The following is a 15,565-nucleotide window of genomic DNA, read 5'->3' on the forward strand; positions in this document are numbered from 1 at the left end:
CGATCGGTCAGATCCGGCGGAGCACCGCCACGACCCGGCCCATGATGGTGGCGTCGTCGCCGGGGATCGGGTCGAAGGCCGGGTTCTGCGGCATCAGCCAGACGTGCCCGTCGCGCCGCCGGTAGGTCTTCACTGTCGCCTCGCCGTCGAGCATGGCGGCCACGATCTCGCCGGAGTCGGCGGTGGGCTGCTGCCGGACGACCACCCAGTCGCCGTCGCAGATCGCCGCGTCGAGCATCGAGTCGCCCTTGACCTGGAGCATGAAGACCTCGCCCTCACCCACCAGCTCGCGGGGGAGAGGGAAGATGTCCTCTACGGCCTGCTCGGCGAGGATCGGCCCACCGGCGGCGATCCGACCGAGCATCGGCACGTACGCCGGCGTCGGCCGCTGTGCCCTCGACAACTCGTCGTCGATCGCCTCGCTGGGGGCGCGGACGTCCACCGCGCGCGGCCGGTTCGGGTCGCGGCGCAGGAAGCCCTTCTTCTCCAGCTCCTTGAGCTGGTAGGCGACGCTGGACGGCGACACGAGGCCGACCGCCTCGCCGATCTCGCGGACGCTCGGCGGGTAGCCGTGTCGTTCCACCCAGTTGCGGATGAATTCCAGGATGCGCCGCTGGCGGGCGGTCAGGTCGACCGTCGCCGGGTCGGGGAAGGCGCTGACCACCGGGGTGACCGGGCGCACGGCGGGCTGACCCGTCCGGCTGCGCGCGGCGCTGCGGCGTCGGGTGGCCGGGGGGCCCGCCTCGGTGATCTGCTGCGGGCTCTTCGGCCGGCTGGCCCGGTCCTCGGTCACGTCCGTCCTCCCTGGTCGGCGCTGGGTGCCTCGTCGGCTCGTGGTGCGTGCGGTGGTGCCACGTTGTTCATGACCGTATAGGTGAGATCAGTCATTTTCAAACATCTGTACGACCTCTCACCGGCGTGTCGGGGTGAAAAAGCGCTCCGGTCGTACGGATGTTCTGATAAATGGTACGTCAGGTAGCACTGGTGTTCGATCGTGGACCATTTTCCGGCCGGATCCGGCCGGCTGGCCGGTAACCCGGGCGGGATCGTGACGTTGGGTCTTCGGGCGTTGTGCGGGGCGTGTTTGACCGGATGGTCCGTGACGCGCCGGACACGCCGGCCAACTTGACCCGGCTTCCCCGGCGACATACGGTCGACCCCTAGATGTAGTAGTGACACGGGCGTAAGTTGCCTACAGGTTGGGTCTGACTACCGACCGCACTCCCGTAACGTCGATCACGGCGGGCGTCGTCCGAGGACGGCACCGTCGCGGTCAGTCGTGCCCGGGAGTGTCCGGTGTGCTCGCAGTTGATCATTATTTGGAGGTGGGCGATGCGGTGTCCGTACTGCCGGCACGCTGACTCCCGGGTGGTCGACTCGCGGGAGGCCGACGACGGCCAGCTCATCCGACGGCGGCGGTCCTGCCCGGAGTGCGGCAAGCGGTTCACCACCGTCGAGGAGGCGGTCCTCGCGGTCGTCAAGCGCAGCGGGGTGACCGAGCCGTTCAGTCGCACGAAGATCATCGGCGGGGTGCGTAAGGCGTGCCAGGGCCGGCCGGTGGACGACGACTCACTCGCGCTGCTCGCGCAGCGGGTGGAGGAGACGGTCCGGGCCAAGGGGGCCGCCGAGATCCCCAGCCACGACGTGGGCCTGGCGATCCTGGGTCCGCTGCGCGACCTGGACGAGATCGCCTACCTGCGGTTCGCCAGCGTCTACCGCTCGTTCGACTCGCTCGCCGACTTCGAGCGCGAGATCGAGACGTTGCGGGCCGCTGCGCGAGCCCGGGAGCAGGGCCGGGCCGATGCGGTCGAGACCGCCGGCCGTACCAGCTGAGTCTTCACAGTTTTTCAAAGAGATTGGGACGCGCGGTGGGTGACCGCGCAGACGAGGGGGGCAACGGCGTGACTACTAGCCGTTCACGAAACAAGGCAGGCGCGGGGCTGAAGATCGAGCGGGTGTGGACGACCGAGGGGGTCCACCCGTACGACGAGGTCTCCTGGGAGCGCCGTGACGTCGTGATGACGAACTGGCGGGACGGCTCGATCAACTTCGAGCAGCGTGGGGTGGAGTTCCCGGAGTCGTGGAGCGTCAACGCGGCCAACATCGTGACCACGAAGTATTTCCGGGGCGCGGTGGGGACCCCGGAGCGGGAGTGGTCGCTCAGGCAGCTGATCGACCGGGTGGTCACCACCTACCGCACCGCGGGTGAGGAGTACGGCTACTTCGCCAGCCCGGCCGACGCCGAGGTGTTCGCGCACGAGCTGACCTGGATGCTGCTGAACCAGGTGTTCAGCTTCAACTCGCCGGTCTGGTTCAACGTGGGCACGCCGTCGCCGCAGCAGGTCAGCGCCTGCTTCATCCTGGCCGTCGACGACTCGATGGACTCGATCCTCGACTGGTACAAGGAGGAGGGGCTGATCTTCAAGGGCGGCTCCGGCTCCGGGGTCAACCTCTCGCGGATCCGCTCGTCCCGTGAGCTGCTCTCCTCCGGCGGCAACGCCTCCGGCCCGGTCAGCTTCATGCGCGGCGCGGACGCCTCCGCCGGCACCATCAAGTCCGGCGGCGCGACCCGCCGGGCGGCCAAGATGGTCATCATCGACGTCGACCACCCGGACATCCAGGAGTTCGTGGTCACGAAGGCGCGCGAGGAGGACAAGATCCGCGCGCTGCGTGACGCCGGGTTCGACATGGACCTCGGTGGCTCCGACATCGTCAGCGTGCAGTACCAGAACGCCAACAACTCGGTTCGGGTCTCCGACGAGTTCATGTCGGCGGTGGAGAACGGCAAGGGCTTCGACCTGCGAGGCCGGCTGGACGGCTCGGTGATCGAGACCGTCGACGCCAAGAACCTGTTCCGTTCCATCTCCCAGGCAGCCTGGGAGTGCGCCGACCCCGGTCTGCAGTACGACGACACGATCAACGACTGGCACACCTGCCCGGAGACCGGGCGGATCACCGCGTCGAACCCGTGCTCGGAGTACCTGCACCTGGACAACTCCTCGTGCAACCTGGCCTCGCTCAACCTGATGAAGTTCCTCCGCTCCGACGGTGGCTTCGAGGTGGAGAAGTTCGTCAAGTCCGTCGAGTTCGTCATCACCGCGATGGACATCTCGATCTGCTTCGCGGACTTCCCGACCGAGAAGATCGGTGAGACGTCCCGCGCCTACCGGCAGCTCGGCATCGGCTACGCCAACCTGGGCGCCCTGCTGATGGCCACCGGCCTGCCGTACGACTCGGACCAGGGCCGCTCGGTCGCCGCGTCGATCACGTCCCTGATGACCGGCACCGCCTACCGCCGCTCGGCCGAGCTGGCCGGCGTCGTCGGCCCGTACGACGGCTACGCCCGCAACGCCGAGCCGCACAAGCGGGTCATGCGTAAGCACGCCGCGGCCAACGATGAGATCAAGCCGACCAGCCCGGTGGCCACCGCGATCGTCCGCGAGGCGACCAAGCAGTGGACCCAGGGCAACAAGATCGGCGACAAGAACGGTTGGCGCAACGCGCAGGCGAGCGTCCTCGCCCCGACCGGCACGATCGGCTTCATGATGGACTGCGACACGACCGGCGTGGAGCCGGACCTGGCGCTGGTCAAGTTCAAGAAGCTGGTCGGCGGCGGCTCGATGCAGATCGTCAACCAGACGGTGCCGCGCGCCCTGCGCAGCCTCGGCTACCCCGAGGAGCAGGTCGAGGCGATCGTCGAGCACATCGCCGACCACGGCCACGTGGTGGACGCCCCCGGCCTCAAGCCGGAGCACTACCCGGTCTTCGACTGCGCCATGGGGGAGCGGACGATCGCCCCGATGGGTCACGTGCGGATGATGGCGGCCATCCAGCCGTTCGTCTCCGGCGCCATCTCCAAGACGGTCAACATGCCGGAGGCAGCCACCGTCGAGGACGTCGAGAAGATCTACTTCGAGGGCTGGAAGCTCGGCCTCAAGGCGCTGGCGATCTACCGCGACAACTGCAAGGTCGGCCAGCCGCTCTCGGTGGCCAAGTCCAACAAGGCCACCGAGCCGGCCGCCGTCGAGACCGCACCGGCCGCGCCGGCCGCGGTCGAGAAGGTCATCGAGTACCGGCCGGTGCGTAAGCGCCTGCCGAAGAAGCGCCCGTCGGAGACGGTCAGCTTCTCCGTCGGTGGCGCCGAGGGCTACCTGACCGCGTCGTCCTACCCGGACGACGGCCTCGGTGAGGTCTTCCTGAAGATGTCCAAGCAGGGCTCGACCCTGGCCGGCGTGATGGACGCCTTCTCGGTGGCCATCAGCATCGGCCTTCAGTACGGCGTGCCGCTGGAGACGTTCGTCAGCAAGTTCACCAACATGCGCTTCGAGCCGGCCGGCATGACCGACGACCCGGACGTGCGGATGGCGGCCTCGGTGATGGACTACATCTTCCGTCGCCTGGCGTTGGACTTCCTGCCCTACGAACGCCGCGCCGAGCTGGGCATCTTCACCGCCTCGGAGCGGGCCGCGCAGCTGCGGGCCGAGGCCGACGCGGAGGCCGCCGGCGTCAACGGCGCCGAGCTCACCGCGATGGCGTCGTCCGCGCCGGTGGAGACCCCGGCCAAGCCGGAGGCTGTCGCCCAGCCGGCCCAGGAGATGGCCGACGTGGCCGCCGCCAAGCCGGCTCCGAGCGTGGGTTCCAGCACCGAACTGCTGGAGGCCGTGATCGGCAAGGCCGCCGACGCGCCGCTCTGCTTCACCTGCGGTACGAAGATGCGCCCCGCCGGTAGCTGCTACGTCTGCGAGGGCTGCGGCTCCACCAGCGGCTGCAGCTGACGTACCACGCACCACCCGCGAGCGCGGCAGGGACCACCTGCCGCGCTCGCGGCGTTTCCGCCCTCCGCTGGTTACTGGCTCGCTCGCTCGGCGGCGCGCACGGCATTGCGGAACAGCATCGCGACGGTGGTCGGACCGACCCCGCCGACCCGGGGCGTGATGGCGCCGGCGACCTCGGCGCACGCTTCGTCCACGTCCGGTAGGAGGCGCCGCCCTTCGTAGCGGACGCCGGCGCCGATGACGACGGCGCCGGGCTTGACGTGCTCAGGCTGCACGATCCGGGGTACGCCGGCGGCGGCGACGAGGATGTCGGCGCGGCGGGTGTAGCGGGCCCAGTCGGGCACCCCGGTGTGGACGACGGTGACGGCGGCGTTGGCGGTCGGGCGCTTCTGGGCGAGCAGCATGGCCAGGGGGCGGCCAAGGGTGGCGCCGCGGCCGAGGATGACGACCTCACGACCGGCGACGGGGATCTCGTAGTACGCCAGGAGGGCTTCGATGCCGGCGGGGGTGCACGGCAGCGGGCCGGGCAGGCCGACGGCGAGACGCCCCATGTTCAGTGGATGCATGCCGTCGACGTCCTTGTCCGGGTCGATGGTCTGCAGCGCCGCGTCGTAGTCCAGGTGCCCCGGCACGGGGTACTGCACGAGCAGCCCGTGCACGGCCGGATCACTGTTGAACCGGGCAATGGCCTGGTGTAGCTCAGCCTGGGTGACGGTGGCGGGCAGATGCACGTGCGGGGATGCGAACCCGAGCGCGGCGGCCTGACGCTGCTTGATGGCGATGTAACCGGCGCTGGCGTCGTCGTCTCCGACGAGGATGGTGGCGAGGCTCGGTGTGATCCCGCGGCTGCGCAGGCGGGCGGCCGCGGCGGCGGTCTCGGCCAGGACGGCTTCGGCGACCGGTGCACCGGGCAGGAGCCGGGCCGTGCCGGATGGGGTGTGGTGCTCGGCGGATTCGCTGGTCGTGGTCATGACGGTTCCTCGACGCAGGCGCCCAGGCGGTCGACGCCCGCGAGAGGCTCCCCGATGGTTCCACCATCCCCGTGCCGCCAGTCGCCGGTGGTTCGATGATGCCGTATCACCAGGGCGGTTGCCCAGTTGGACCAGCAGCGCCACCGTCAGCGCCGTGGGAGCCGGTCGGGCTCAATCAGTCGGCAGGAGCGGGCGCATGAACGTTCGCTCGTACCGCACGACACAACCCGAGCTGTCGCGGATGCTGTCCGCCGCGACAAACTCCGGGTCTTTGCCGAACCGTGCGCGGTAACGCTCATAGACTGCCAGGCTCTCGAAGCTGAACAGCGCCTCGGCCTTGTCGCTGGCGCCTCGGCGGGCAGGAAGTAGCCGTGGTGCACACCACCGTGCTTGGCCACCAGACGCATCCACGCCCGGGCGAAGTCTTCAAACGCTTCGATCTGCGCCGGATCGATGGTGTAGTGCACGACACAGGTGATCACGGCGTCACCATACGGCCCGGTGATCGCGACGGCGCTGCCTCGACCCGCGCCCGCCGTCCGAATGGTTCGGTAACACTCGTGCTCCGCCTTACGAAGAAGGGGTGTGAAGGCACGAGGGAGGACGGCCTGTGAATGAGCCCAGCCGAGCCGATGACGACATTTCCGGCATCGGAGTCGATCCGGTGGCCTTCGAAGTCTTCTACCGGCGGCACCTGGAGGCGGTGGGCCGGTTCGTGGCACGGCGGGTCGACGACCCGCATCTCGCCGCCGACCTGACCGCCGACGTGTTCCTGGCGGTGATCGAGTCGGCGGCCGGTTACCGGCCGGAGCGGGGTAGCCAGATCGGCTGGCTGTACGGGGTGGCCCGCAACGTCATCGGCGACGAGCGGCGTCGGGCGGCTCAACGGCTGCGGGTGACCGGTCGACTGGCCGGACGGCGGGACCTGGGCCCCGATGACATCGCCCGCATCGAGGAGCGGATCGACGCCGAGTCGGCGGCCCGCCGCACCCATCGGGCTCTGAGCGAGCTGCCCGAGGGCACCCGAACGCTTGTCGAACTCGTCGCCGTGGACGGCCTCACCGTCGCGGAGGCGGCGACAGTGCTCGGGATGTCGCCGGTCGCCGCTCGGGTCCGTCTGCATCGTGCCCGCCGCGTCGTCCGCGCCGTGCTCGCCCGCCCGGTCACCACCCTCGCCTGAGAGACGGAGATGACGATGAACGAGACCGAACGGTCGCCGCAGGGTTTCGAGGAGCAGCTCCTCAGGGATCTGACCGCACACGTCGCCCACCGGGCCGAGATGGCGTCGGCGGCCCGTCCCGCCGGGCGTCGTACCCGGTTCCTCCGCGGTTGGCGCCTCGCCGGAACGTTCGGGCTGGCAGTGACGCTGACCGCCGGTGCGCTGGTGGCGCAGACGATCAGCGTGGGCGATCAGCCGCCGCCGACGGCCAGCGCGTCGGAGATCTTCCATCTGGCGGCCGACGCGGCCCGGCAGCAGCCGGAGCTCACCGCCCGACCCGATCAGTACGTCTTCACGGAATACCTGGTGACGATCCGGGACCTGCCGGACAGCGGTCCTTACCAGACCACACGGAGCCAACTGTGGCAGTCGGCCGGTGGAGTCGCGTACACGCAGGGACGCTACCGACCGGAGAGCGACCCGAACGGGTGGGGCGAGTTGAAGGTGCTCCGGATGGGCGATGCCGCCGATCCCACGAAGGAACTCGACGCGTTCCAACCGCCCGCGTACCACGGCGACCTGCCCTCCGATCCGGACGAGCTGCTTCGATACCTTCGGGAGAACCCTGTCGACCTGCATCTCCCCGAAGGGGCCGATGAGGAGGCCCTCTACGGGGACGAGAGCATGGCGTACACCACCGCGCGGTCGATGGTCCGCGGCGGCTACGTGCCGCCCCGCGCGCTGGCGGCGCTGTTCGAAGTGCTGGCACGGGAGCCCGGAGCGGTCGTCATATCGGGCGACGTGGTGGACGCGGCTGGCCGGCACGGGGTGGCGATCCGGATGCCCGGGGTGATCGGCGGTAACCAGGACCTGATCTTTGATCGCGACTCCCACGTATTCCTCGGCACCCGAGGGTCGGTGGTGCGCAACGGCAAGGAGTCCCTGTCCGACGCTGTCGCGCTACTCCGCATCGCAATCGTCGACCGGCCGGGCCAGCTGCCCTGAGCAGTGAAGGCACCGCCCCAGACGTGGCCGGGCCGGTCACGTCGGACCGGTCAGGGCTGGGCGAACAGGGGGCCGTAGTTCGAGCGGAACATCTGCTCGCCGAGGCGGCGCATCACCAGGTCGCGTAGCGCGGGCGGGAGCCCGGTGGCCTTGTCCCGGCGATGGGTCTGGCTGAGCACCCAGTCGGTACGCGGGCGGCGCCGCGCCTCGTACCCGCGCAGGGCTTCGGCAATGGAGCTGGCGCTGGCCAACGAGGAAGCGAGCACGACCGCGTCCTCCAGGGCCATCGCCGCACCCTGGGCCATGTTCGGCGAGGTGGCGTGGGCGGCGTCGCCGATCAGCAGCACCGGCCCACGGGACCAGGAGTCGAGCACGACCTCATGGTTCGGCCCGGCGTGCAGGGTGCTGTCGTCGTAGTCGAGGGCCTTGAGCATGGTGGCCACCGGCTCGGTGAACGTCTCGGCCAGCTCGTCGCGCCAGCCGGGCCGGTCGGCCACCGGGCCGTCGTTGTAGTAGCAGTACGTCTGCTCGGCGCTGATCGGGATGGTCAGGAACTGCAGACCGCGCCCCAACTGCACAGACCAGACCGGCTCGTCGTCGATGCGGGGAGCGACCCACCGGTACGCGTACTGGCCGAGGTCGCGGGCCGCCTGACCGTCGAAGGCGAGCCGGCGGACGGCCGAGTTCACCCCGTCCGCGCCGAGCACCAGGTCGTACCGTTCGGTGGCACCGTCGTCGAACTCGACGGCGACCTGGTCGCCCTCCACAAGGAGCGCGACCGACTGGCGGCCCCAGCGGATCGGGGCGTCGCCGACACCGGCGAGCATCGCCCGGTGCAGCTGTGCCCGGGGCAGCGACACGCACGGCCCGACGCCCCGCCACAGTGCGGCCACATCGATGTCGAAGAGGCGACGCCCGCGCTGGTTGGCGCTGCGCTGCCGGGTGATCTCCACGGCGACGTCGGCGACCGGCTCCCGCAGACCGAGTACGTCGAGCATCCGGGTCGCGTTACCGGTGAGGTAGATGCCCGTGCCGGAGTCGGTCGGCCCGGGCGCCCGCTCGACCACGTCGACCGTCGCGCCCCACTCGCGCAGCGCGGCCACCGCCGCCAGTCCGGCGACACCTCCGCCGACGATCAGTACCCGGACACCGTCACCCCGCACGACACATTCCTCCCCGTTACCCTCGCCGACCCCTCTGAGCTGCTGCTCAACGGTCCGGCCGCCGCCGCACTCTACGAGGCGGGTGAGTCAGCGCACGGAAATGGGGGCTGAATTACCGAGGAATGGGCTGCGACGATGAGGGCATGACGACCGCTGAGGCGTACGCCGAGTTCGGCAGCCGCGAGGCGCGCGGGGTGTCGCCCACGTATGAGCGCCTGTCGCAGGCCGTCGCCCGCGACGATGACCTGCTCACCCTGCTCGACGGGCTTCCGCCGGCCAAGCGGCAGCCGAATCTGCTGTTCGGCGTCGTCCGCTGGCTCGGTGGCCCGGTCGACGACCCGGCCGCGTTCCACGACTACGTGGTGTCGCACTGGCCGGCCATCGAGACGCAGATGCGTGCCCGGGCCACCCAGACGAACGAGGCGGGCCGGTGCGCCGTCCTGCTGCCGGTGCTCGCCGCGTTGCCGCAGCCCCTCGCCCTGCTGGAGGTCGGTGCGTCGGCCGGGCTCTGCCTCTACCCCGACCGGTACGCGTACCGCTACGGCGACCATCAGGTCGGCTCCGATGAGCCGGTCCTCGACTGCGCGGCCAACGGGCTGGTGCCGCCGGCAGGCGTACCCCAGGTGGTGTGGCGGGCCGGCCTGGACCTCAACCCGCTCGACGTGACCGACCCCGACGATGTGTCCTGGTTGGACGCGCTGATCTGGCCGGAACACGCCCACCGGCGGGCCCGACTGCGCGCCGCGGCTGCGGTCGCCGCGGCCGACCCGCCGCTGCTGGTCCGCGGCGACCTGGTGGACGACCTGCCGGCGCTCGCCGCGCGGGCGCCGACCGACGCGACGCTGGTGGTCTTCCACACGTCAGTGCTCTATCAGGTGCCGCCCCCGCGCCGGGACGCGTTCGTCCGCTTGGTCCGGGAGTTGCCGGGGCACTGGGTGGCGAACGAGGGGCCGGAGGTGCTCCGGTACGACGGGCTGCCCGACCCGCCGAGCGATGCGCTGCACAACGTCCTCGCGCTCGACGGAAAGCCGCTGGCCTGGGCCAGAGGCCACGGCCAGGCGCTGACCTGGTTCGGCTGACGTCACCAGGCCTCTGATTCGACTGGGTCAGCTCAACTTGCCGGCTCGGGCATGCGGTGGCGCAGGGCCCGGATGAACCAGTCCACCGCCGGTGCCGTCGCATCGCCGGTGGACCAGCCGTTGAGCACCGCCAACAGGTCGAGGTAGCGGTCCCGGCGGGGGTCGTTGGCCGGAATCAGCCGGTCGAGCAACCGCCGACGCAGGTTGGCGTCGTCGGAGTGACAGTGCAGGCTCGCGTACCGGCTGGTGACGGCCGCAACCACCGGATCGGCGTCCGGGCTGGTCGGGTCGAAACCAGCGGCGAGGGCGGGGGCCACCGCGTCCCGGACCACAGCGACGGCGTCCGGGCGGGGCAGCCCCGGTACGTCGTGGTCGGCGGCGTGTTGCTGCGCCAGCCGCCGCATCCGGGCCCGGAACTCCGGGTCCCGGCACAACTCGGCCAGCTCCAGCCACGCCTCGACCTGCTCGGTGCTGGGGTCGTCGGGAAGCTCCGGCGTCAACGAGACGATCACACCCGGGTAGGCGGGCTGGTCGCCGACGCCGGCGAAGACGCTGTCCAGGAAGTCGCTCACCAACTGCCCCCGCTCGCGGGTGGTGAGCTGGGCCAGCCGGTGCAGTTCGTCCACCTCGGCCGGGCCCGACCCGCGCCTCGCCGCGACGGTGAGCACCGCCTGACGCAGCCGCAGCACCCGGATCTGCACGGCCAACGCCTCGGCGTGTGCGGCGGCCACCTCGTGCAGGGGCACCTCCTGGTTCACCACCCGCCGGATGGTGGCCAGGTCCAGGCCCAGGTCACGTAGCGTCCGGACCAGCTCCAACCGGGCCACGGCCGCCGGGCCGTACCGCCGGTAGCCGGCCGGGCTCCGGTCCGTCGGCGGCACCACCCCGCTGTCGGCGTAGTACCGGATGGTCTTGACGCTCAGGCCGGTCCGTCGGGCCAGGTCGCCGATCGTGTGACGCGTCTCGCCGCTCATGCCCCCACCTTCGCGTCTCCCCCCGGTGGAGACTCAAGCCGCCGCGCTCATCGGTCAGCGGACCCGCTGGTGGCGGAGCAGGACCACCCCGTTGCCGAAGACCCGGCTCTCCACCAGCCGCAGACCGGTCGGAGTCTCGGCGTCGGGGAAGAGTCGACGGCCCCGACCGACCAGCACCGGGTGGATGTAGATCCGGTACTCGTCGATCAGGTCGTGCCGGGCGAACGTCGCGGCCAGGTCGGCCCCGCCGAGCGCCAGGTCTCCGCCCGGTTCTGCGGTGAGCTTGCGGACCTGCTCGACGTCGACCTCGCGCACGACAGTGGCGTTCCAGTCGGCGTGGTCGAGGGTGCGCGAGTAGACGATCTTCGGCATGTCCCGCCAGATCCGGGCGAACTCGCGCTCCGGGCCGCTGGCGGCCGGGTCCTGATCGGCGGTCGGCCAGTAGGCGGCCATCATCTCGTGGCTGACCCGGCCGCTGAGAAACCCGCCCATCGGGGCGATCACGTCGTTGAAGTGCTGGTGCAACTCCTCGTCGACCTGGTGCCAGCCGATGTCGCCGCCCGGGCCCTCGAAGAACCCGTCCAACGACAGACTCATCTGCACAACGATCTTCCGCATCGCGTCTCCTCCGTGTGCGTCGACGGGTGTCGAACCCGATCGTCGTCGGACCGTACGACGAAACGACCGCTCGCCGCGATGCCTGTGGGGGCATGTCGTCGCATCCCGGACGGCGGGTACGGTCCCGGGGCCGCTGCACCGAGCGGCCGAACGGAGGCTCGAAACCCGTGTCCATCGCCCTGATCACCCTCGGCGGCACGATCGCGATGGGTGGCGCCGACGCCGGCCGCCCCGGTGTGGTCACCCGGCTCACCGGCGCCGACCTCACCGCCGCAGTGCCCGGCCTGGCCCAGTTGGGCGTACCGGTCGACGTGCGGGACACCCACGCCGTGCCCAGCGCCCACCTCACCGGCCGGCAGTTACTCGCCGTGGTCGACGAGGCGTCCCGGGCGGTGTCCGACGGGGCGACCGGTGTCGTGGTCACCCAGGGCACCGACACCCTGGAGGAGACGGCCTTCCTGGCCGACCTGGTCTGGCCGCACGCCGTCCCGCTGGTCTTCACGGGCGCGATGCGCAACCCCACGCTGGCCGGCGCGGACGGGCCGGCGAACCTGCTCGCGGCGCTGCGGGTGGCTGCCGCCCCGGCCGCCCGTGACCTGGGCGTGCTGGTCGCGGTCAACGACGAGGTACACGCCGCCCGGTGGCTGTGCAAGACGCACAGCACCAGCATCAGCACCTTCGCCTCGCCCAACACCGGGCCGCTCGGGCAGGTGATCGAGGGCGAGGTGCGGGTGTTGACCCGGCCGGTGCGGCACGAGCCGCTGTCACCCGTCGACCCGGACCGGCTCGACACGACCCGGGTGGCCCTGTACGTGGTGACGATGGATGACGATGGGCTGCTGCTGAACGACCTGGACCATACCCACCACGCCCTGGTGGTAGCCGGGTTCGGCGTTGGGCACGTGCCCGCCGCGCTCGCCCCGGTGCTCGGGGATCTGGCCGAGCGGATGCCGGTCGTGCTCACCTCCCGCTCCGGGGCCGGGTCGGTGCTGCGCCACACGTACGGGGCGGTCGGCTCGGAGACCGACCTGCAACGACGCGGCCTGCTCAACGGGGGGCTGCTCGACCCGTACAAGGCCCGGGTGCTGCTGCGCCTGCTGCTCGCCGCGGGTGCCGGCCGGGACGAGGTGGCCGCCGCGCTGGCCCGGCACGGATGAGCCTGGCGGCGGTGCTCGTCCCTAGACTGCTGCGGTGACCGGAGAGCGACGACCCCTGGCTGACCGGCCGCTCACCGAGCCGCACCCGTCCCGGCTGTCGTCCGAACACCCGGACCGGGCCCGGATCCTCGCCGCGCACACCGCCGCGTTGGCCGCTGGGGAGGCCGGTTATCTCGACCCGGAGAGCGGGCTGTTCGTGCTCAGCGCCGGGTTCCTGGCCCGCCGCGGCACGTGCTGCGGGCGCGGCTGCCGGCACTGTCCGTACGTGGGCGATACACCGTCGGAATAGGCGTCAGTGAGGGCTTTCGCCCGACACCGACAGCCCGTACGGTTTCCGACGGACATCTGGCGGGCGCCTTCCGCCGTCGGTCGGCGAGAGGGTGGGATGTGCGCGGGCGGATCGTTGTCGCCGGGCTGGCCGGGCTGCTGCTGGTGAGCGGCTGCTCCGACGAGGCGGAACCGGTGGCGGTGCCGCCGCCGGTGCCGATCGCGGTGGACGTGGCGGCGGCCTCCTCGGGCGGCGCCTGCCGTCTGCTGGACTTCACGGTGATCGAGCAGGCGGTGAAGGTCCGCTTCGACGTGGCGGCGGCCAGCGAACAGGGCGACACCCACACGTGTGTTGTCCGGGCCGCGGGTGCCGCCCTGCCGGAGCTGACGCTCAGCGTGACCGAGACCACGATCGACAAGACCAGCTTCGGCGCTGACGTGGTGCCGGACAAGGCGGCGAAGGTCACCGGGCTGGGCCAGCAGGCGTACAAGCGGACCACCGCCGCGGCGAGCGGGCGCGGGCCGGTCGCCGAGGTGGGCTGGCTGGCCGGCGACGGACGGCTGGCCACGGTGAGTTGGACCGCGGCCCGTGGCAGTGAGCGCTCGGCGGTGGAGAAGCTGACCGGTGACCTGGCCGCGTTGGCGAAAAAGGTGGACACCCGGGCGTTGTGACGCCCGGGTGCCCGGTTGGTCAGTGGGCGGCGACTCAGTTGGCGGCGACGAAGACCCGGGAGGCGACCTCGCGGGGCAGCCGCACCCGGTCACCGGAGCGGTCGATCGACACCCCGTCGCGCTCCTGGGCCACTGTCACAGTGGCGCCCGGGTCGACACCGGCGGCGTGCAGTTGGCGCAGCACGTCGGCGTCCTTCTGCACGCTCTCGCAGATCCGGCGCACCACTACCGACCCGGAGAGGCCGGGGAAGGCCAGGTTGCGCTCGCCCTCGGGGGCCTCGGTGGTCTCCGCGGCCGGCGAACCCAGCTCCTCAAGCCCGGGGATCGGGTTGCCGTATGGGGAACGGCTCGGCCGGTTGAGCAGGTCGTAGACCCGCTTCTCCACGGCGTCGCTCATCACGTGCTCCCAGCGGCAGGCCTCCTCGTGGGCCTCCTCGTAGGGCATCCCGATGACGTTGACCAGCAACAGTTCGGCGAGGCGGTGCTTGCGCATCACGGACACGGCGCTGCCGCGACCCTGGGCGGTGAGCGTCAGGTGCCGGTCTCCCTCGACGGTGAGCAGGCCGTCGCGCTCCATCCGGGCGACGGTCTGGCTCACGGTGGGGCCACTCTGCTGCAGCCTTTCGGCGATCCGGGCACGCAGCGGTGGCACCCCCTCTTCTTCCAACTCGAGGATGGTGCGCAGGTACATTTCGGTCGTGTCGACCAGGTCGTGAGACTTCATAAGGTCAGCGGCCCTCCGGTACACGATGTTACCTCGGTGAACGGCTGGCGACCTTCGCCGAACCGCGTGCCGTCTACGCGAATGGTGTTGGATGGTCGCCATGTCCGGTACCCAGGAGCCGTTGGTCGAGGTCGATCGGCTCGTCGCCGAACTCGACCAGGTCGATCCGCCCACCCTGCTCGACGTCCGCTGGCGGCTCGTCGGCCCGCCCGGCCGCGACGACTACCTCGCCGGCCACCTGCCCGGGGCGGTCTTCGTCGACCTGGACACCGCGCTCTGTGGGGCGCCGGGCGCCGGCGGCCGGCACCCCCTGCCCGACCCGGCCGCGTTGCAGGCCGCGCTGCGGGCCGCCGGCGTCCGCGCCGGTCACCCCGTGGTGGTGTACGACGGCGGCGACGGCATGGCCGCCGCACGGGCCTGGTGGACGCTGCGCTGGTCTGGTCACCGGTCGGTCCGTGTGTTGCACGGCGGCTACCCGGCCTGGGTCGGCGCCGACCGGCCCGTCTCCACCGACGCGCCCAACCCGCCCCCCGGTGACGTCGTGGTGCGCCCCGGTGATCTCCCGGTGCTCGACGCCGGGCAGGCCGCCGCGCTGGCCGCCGCGGACGACGCCGTGCTGCTCGACGTACGGACGGCGCCCCGCTACCGGGGCGAGGTCGAGCCGATCGACCCGGTCGCCGGGCACGTGCCGGGAGCGGCGAACCTGCCCGCCGGTGAGTACGTCGGGCCGGACGGCCGATTCCTGGCCGCCGACGTGTTGAGCGAGCGGTTCGCCGCCGCCGGGGTGACCGAGGGGCGGGCCGTCGGGGCGTACTGCGGCTCGGGGGTGACCGCCGCCCAGGCGGTGCTCGCGCTGCACCTGGCCGGCCGCGCGGACGCCGCGCTCTACGTCGGATCGTGGAGCAACTGGGTGGCCGACCCGGCCCGGCCGGTCGCCTCCGGGTCGACACCCGGCCGCTGACCAGCGCGTGCGGTGGGCCGGCGCCGGTCCTCGTGCGACG

The 15,565-nt window shown here is 71.3% G+C and carries 17 protein-coding genes and 1 riboswitch; of the genes, 10 read left to right on the forward strand and 7 right to left on the reverse strand.

All coding sequences use genetic code 11. The annotated features are described in order from the left end of the window. Positions 1–7: 7 nt before the first annotated feature. A complete protein-coding gene (gene lexA, locus ACQRWP_RS02415) occupies positions 8–793 on the reverse strand; it encodes a transcriptional repressor LexA (RefSeq protein ID WP_030489395.1) in 786 nt (261 codons plus the stop codon). Positions 794–1,332: 539 nt separating this feature from the next. On the opposite strand from lexA, the gene nrdR reads away from it, so the two are divergent. Together nrdR and ACQRWP_RS02425 are read left to right on the forward strand one after the other, a co-directional pair. Then, positions 1,333–1,833: a transcriptional regulator NrdR gene (gene nrdR / locus ACQRWP_RS02420; RefSeq protein ID WP_354941865.1), complete on the forward strand. Its 501-nt coding sequence runs from the start codon at positions 1,333–1,335 to the stop codon at positions 1,831–1,833. Positions 1,834–1,868: 35 nt separating this feature from the next. Then, positions 1,869–4,775, forward strand: a complete 2,907-nt coding sequence (locus ACQRWP_RS02425) for a vitamin B12-dependent ribonucleotide reductase (RefSeq protein ID WP_430500601.1) — start codon at positions 1,869–1,871, stop codon at positions 4,773–4,775. 71 nt (positions 4,776–4,846) lie between these two features. Here the strand turns inward: ACQRWP_RS02425 and ACQRWP_RS02430 are convergent, their stop codons facing one another. Together ACQRWP_RS02430 and ACQRWP_RS02435 are read right to left on the reverse strand one after the other, a co-directional pair. Then, on the reverse strand, positions 4,847–5,746 hold the full coding sequence (locus tag ACQRWP_RS02430) for a bifunctional 5,10-methylenetetrahydrofolate dehydrogenase/5,10-methenyltetrahydrofolate cyclohydrolase (protein WP_430500602.1): 900 nt from the start codon (positions 5,744–5,746) through the stop codon (positions 4,847–4,849). Positions 5,747–5,759: 13 nt separating this feature from the next. Further along, a riboswitch (ZMP/ZTP riboswitch) is annotated at positions 5,760–5,841 on the reverse strand. A 76-nt stretch (positions 5,842–5,917) separates the two neighbouring features. Next, positions 5,918–6,157 (reverse strand): NIPSNAP family protein, encoded by a 240-nt coding sequence (locus ACQRWP_RS02435; RefSeq protein ID WP_430500603.1) that lies wholly within the window; start codon positions 6,155–6,157, stop codon positions 5,918–5,920. On the opposite strand from ACQRWP_RS02435, the gene ACQRWP_RS02440 reads away from it, so the two are divergent. The 3 genes from ACQRWP_RS02440 to ACQRWP_RS02450 are packed head-to-tail and all read left to right on the forward strand — an operon-like array spanning position 6,118 to position 7,910. After that, positions 6,118–6,360 (forward strand): hypothetical protein, encoded by a 243-nt coding sequence (locus tag ACQRWP_RS02440; RefSeq protein WP_430503407.1) that lies wholly within the window; start codon positions 6,118–6,120, stop codon positions 6,358–6,360. The genes ACQRWP_RS02435 and ACQRWP_RS02440 overlap by 40 nt on opposite strands. After that, on the forward strand, positions 6,357–6,926 hold the full coding sequence (locus ACQRWP_RS02445; RefSeq protein ID WP_430500604.1) for an RNA polymerase sigma factor: 570 nt from the start codon (positions 6,357–6,359) through the stop codon (positions 6,924–6,926). Before ACQRWP_RS02440 ends, ACQRWP_RS02445 begins: the two co-directional genes overlap by 4 nt. Positions 6,927–6,941: 15 nt before the next feature. Continuing rightward, on the forward strand, positions 6,942–7,910 hold the full coding sequence (locus ACQRWP_RS02450) for a CU044_5270 family protein (protein ID WP_430500605.1): 969 nt from the start codon (positions 6,942–6,944) through the stop codon (positions 7,908–7,910). 50 nt (positions 7,911–7,960) lie between these two features. On the opposite strand, the gene ACQRWP_RS02455 is transcribed toward ACQRWP_RS02450, so the two are convergent. Continuing rightward, positions 7,961–9,073 carry an FAD-dependent monooxygenase gene (locus ACQRWP_RS02455; protein WP_430500606.1) on the reverse strand — a complete coding sequence of 371 codons (1,113 nt, stop codon included), beginning with the start codon at positions 9,071–9,073 and terminating at the stop codon, positions 7,961–7,963. 143 nt (positions 9,074–9,216) lie between these two features. Here ACQRWP_RS02455 and ACQRWP_RS02460 point away from each other — a divergent pair, with 143 nt between their 5' ends. Beyond that, positions 9,217–10,152 carry a DUF2332 domain-containing protein gene (locus tag ACQRWP_RS02460; RefSeq protein ID WP_430500607.1) on the forward strand — a complete coding sequence of 312 codons (936 nt, stop codon included), beginning with the start codon at positions 9,217–9,219 and terminating at the stop codon, positions 10,150–10,152. Between the two features lie 32 nt (positions 10,153–10,184). Here ACQRWP_RS02460 and ACQRWP_RS02465 read toward each other — a convergent pair whose 3' ends face one another. Beyond that, positions 10,185–11,126, reverse strand: a complete 942-nt coding sequence (locus ACQRWP_RS02465) for a MerR family transcriptional regulator (protein WP_430500608.1) — start codon at positions 11,124–11,126, stop codon at positions 10,185–10,187. Positions 11,127–11,180: 54 nt separating this feature from the next. Next, positions 11,181–11,744, reverse strand: a complete 564-nt coding sequence (locus ACQRWP_RS02470) for a dihydrofolate reductase family protein (RefSeq protein WP_430500609.1) — start codon at positions 11,742–11,744, stop codon at positions 11,181–11,183. A gap of 167 nt (positions 11,745–11,911) precedes the next feature. On the opposite strand from ACQRWP_RS02470, the gene ACQRWP_RS02475 reads away from it, so the two are divergent. The 3 genes from ACQRWP_RS02475 to ACQRWP_RS02485 all read left to right on the forward strand — a co-directional run bounded on the left by ACQRWP_RS02475 (position 11,912) and on the right by ACQRWP_RS02485 (position 13,840). Then, a complete protein-coding gene (locus ACQRWP_RS02475; RefSeq protein WP_430500610.1) occupies positions 11,912–12,901 on the forward strand; it encodes an asparaginase in 990 nt (329 codons plus the stop codon). 34 nt (positions 12,902–12,935) lie between these two features. After that, positions 12,936–13,190 (forward strand): DUF5522 domain-containing protein, encoded by a 255-nt coding sequence (locus tag ACQRWP_RS02480; protein ID WP_430500611.1) that lies wholly within the window; start codon positions 12,936–12,938, stop codon positions 13,188–13,190. Positions 13,191–13,288: 98 nt separating this feature from the next. Then, positions 13,289–13,840, forward strand: coding sequence for a hypothetical protein (locus tag ACQRWP_RS02485; RefSeq protein WP_430500612.1), 552 nt, complete (start codon positions 13,289–13,291; stop codon positions 13,838–13,840). Positions 13,841–13,874: 34 nt separating this feature from the next. On the opposite strand, the gene ACQRWP_RS02490 is transcribed toward ACQRWP_RS02485, so the two are convergent. Continuing rightward, positions 13,875–14,564 (reverse strand): metal-dependent transcriptional regulator, encoded by a 690-nt coding sequence (locus tag ACQRWP_RS02490; RefSeq protein ID WP_430500613.1) that lies wholly within the window; start codon positions 14,562–14,564, stop codon positions 13,875–13,877. Positions 14,565–14,664: 100 nt separating this feature from the next. Here ACQRWP_RS02490 and ACQRWP_RS02495 point away from each other — a divergent pair, with 100 nt between their 5' ends. Continuing rightward, entirely contained in the window at positions 14,665–15,525 is an 861-nt protein-coding gene (locus ACQRWP_RS02495) for a sulfurtransferase (RefSeq protein ID WP_430500614.1), read from the forward strand. Positions 15,526–15,565 lie beyond the last annotated feature (40 nt).

Source organism: Micromonospora trifolii (assembly GCF_050516465.1).
Taxonomy (GTDB): Bacteria; Actinomycetota; Actinomycetes; order Mycobacteriales; family Micromonosporaceae; genus Micromonospora; species Micromonospora trifolii.

Bases quoted from the DNA above. Each gene is read 5' to 3' on its own strand.
- ACQRWP_RS02450 (WP_430500605.1), top strand. From the start codon at position 6,942: ATGAACGAGACCGAACGGTCGCCGCAGGGTTTCGAGGAGCAGCTCCTC.
- ACQRWP_RS02490 (WP_430500613.1), bottom strand. From the start codon at position 14,564: ATGAAGTCTCACGACCTGGTCGACACGACCGAAATGTACCTGCGCACC.
- ACQRWP_RS02430 (WP_430500602.1), bottom strand. From the start codon at position 5,746: ATGACCACGACCAGCGAATCCGCCGAGCACCACACCCCATCCGGCACG.
- nrdR (WP_354941865.1), top strand. From the start codon at position 1,333: ATGCGGTGTCCGTACTGCCGGCACGCTGACTCCCGGGTGGTCGACTCG.
- ACQRWP_RS02460 (WP_430500607.1), top strand. From the start codon at position 9,217: ATGACGACCGCTGAGGCGTACGCCGAGTTCGGCAGCCGCGAGGCGCGC.
- ACQRWP_RS02495 (WP_430500614.1), top strand. From the start codon at position 14,665: ATGTCCGGTACCCAGGAGCCGTTGGTCGAGGTCGATCGGCTCGTCGCC.
- ACQRWP_RS02465 (WP_430500608.1), bottom strand. From the start codon at position 11,126: ATGAGCGGCGAGACGCGTCACACGATCGGCGACCTGGCCCGACGGACC.
- ACQRWP_RS02470 (WP_430500609.1), bottom strand. From the start codon at position 11,744: ATGCGGAAGATCGTTGTGCAGATGAGTCTGTCGTTGGACGGGTTCTTC.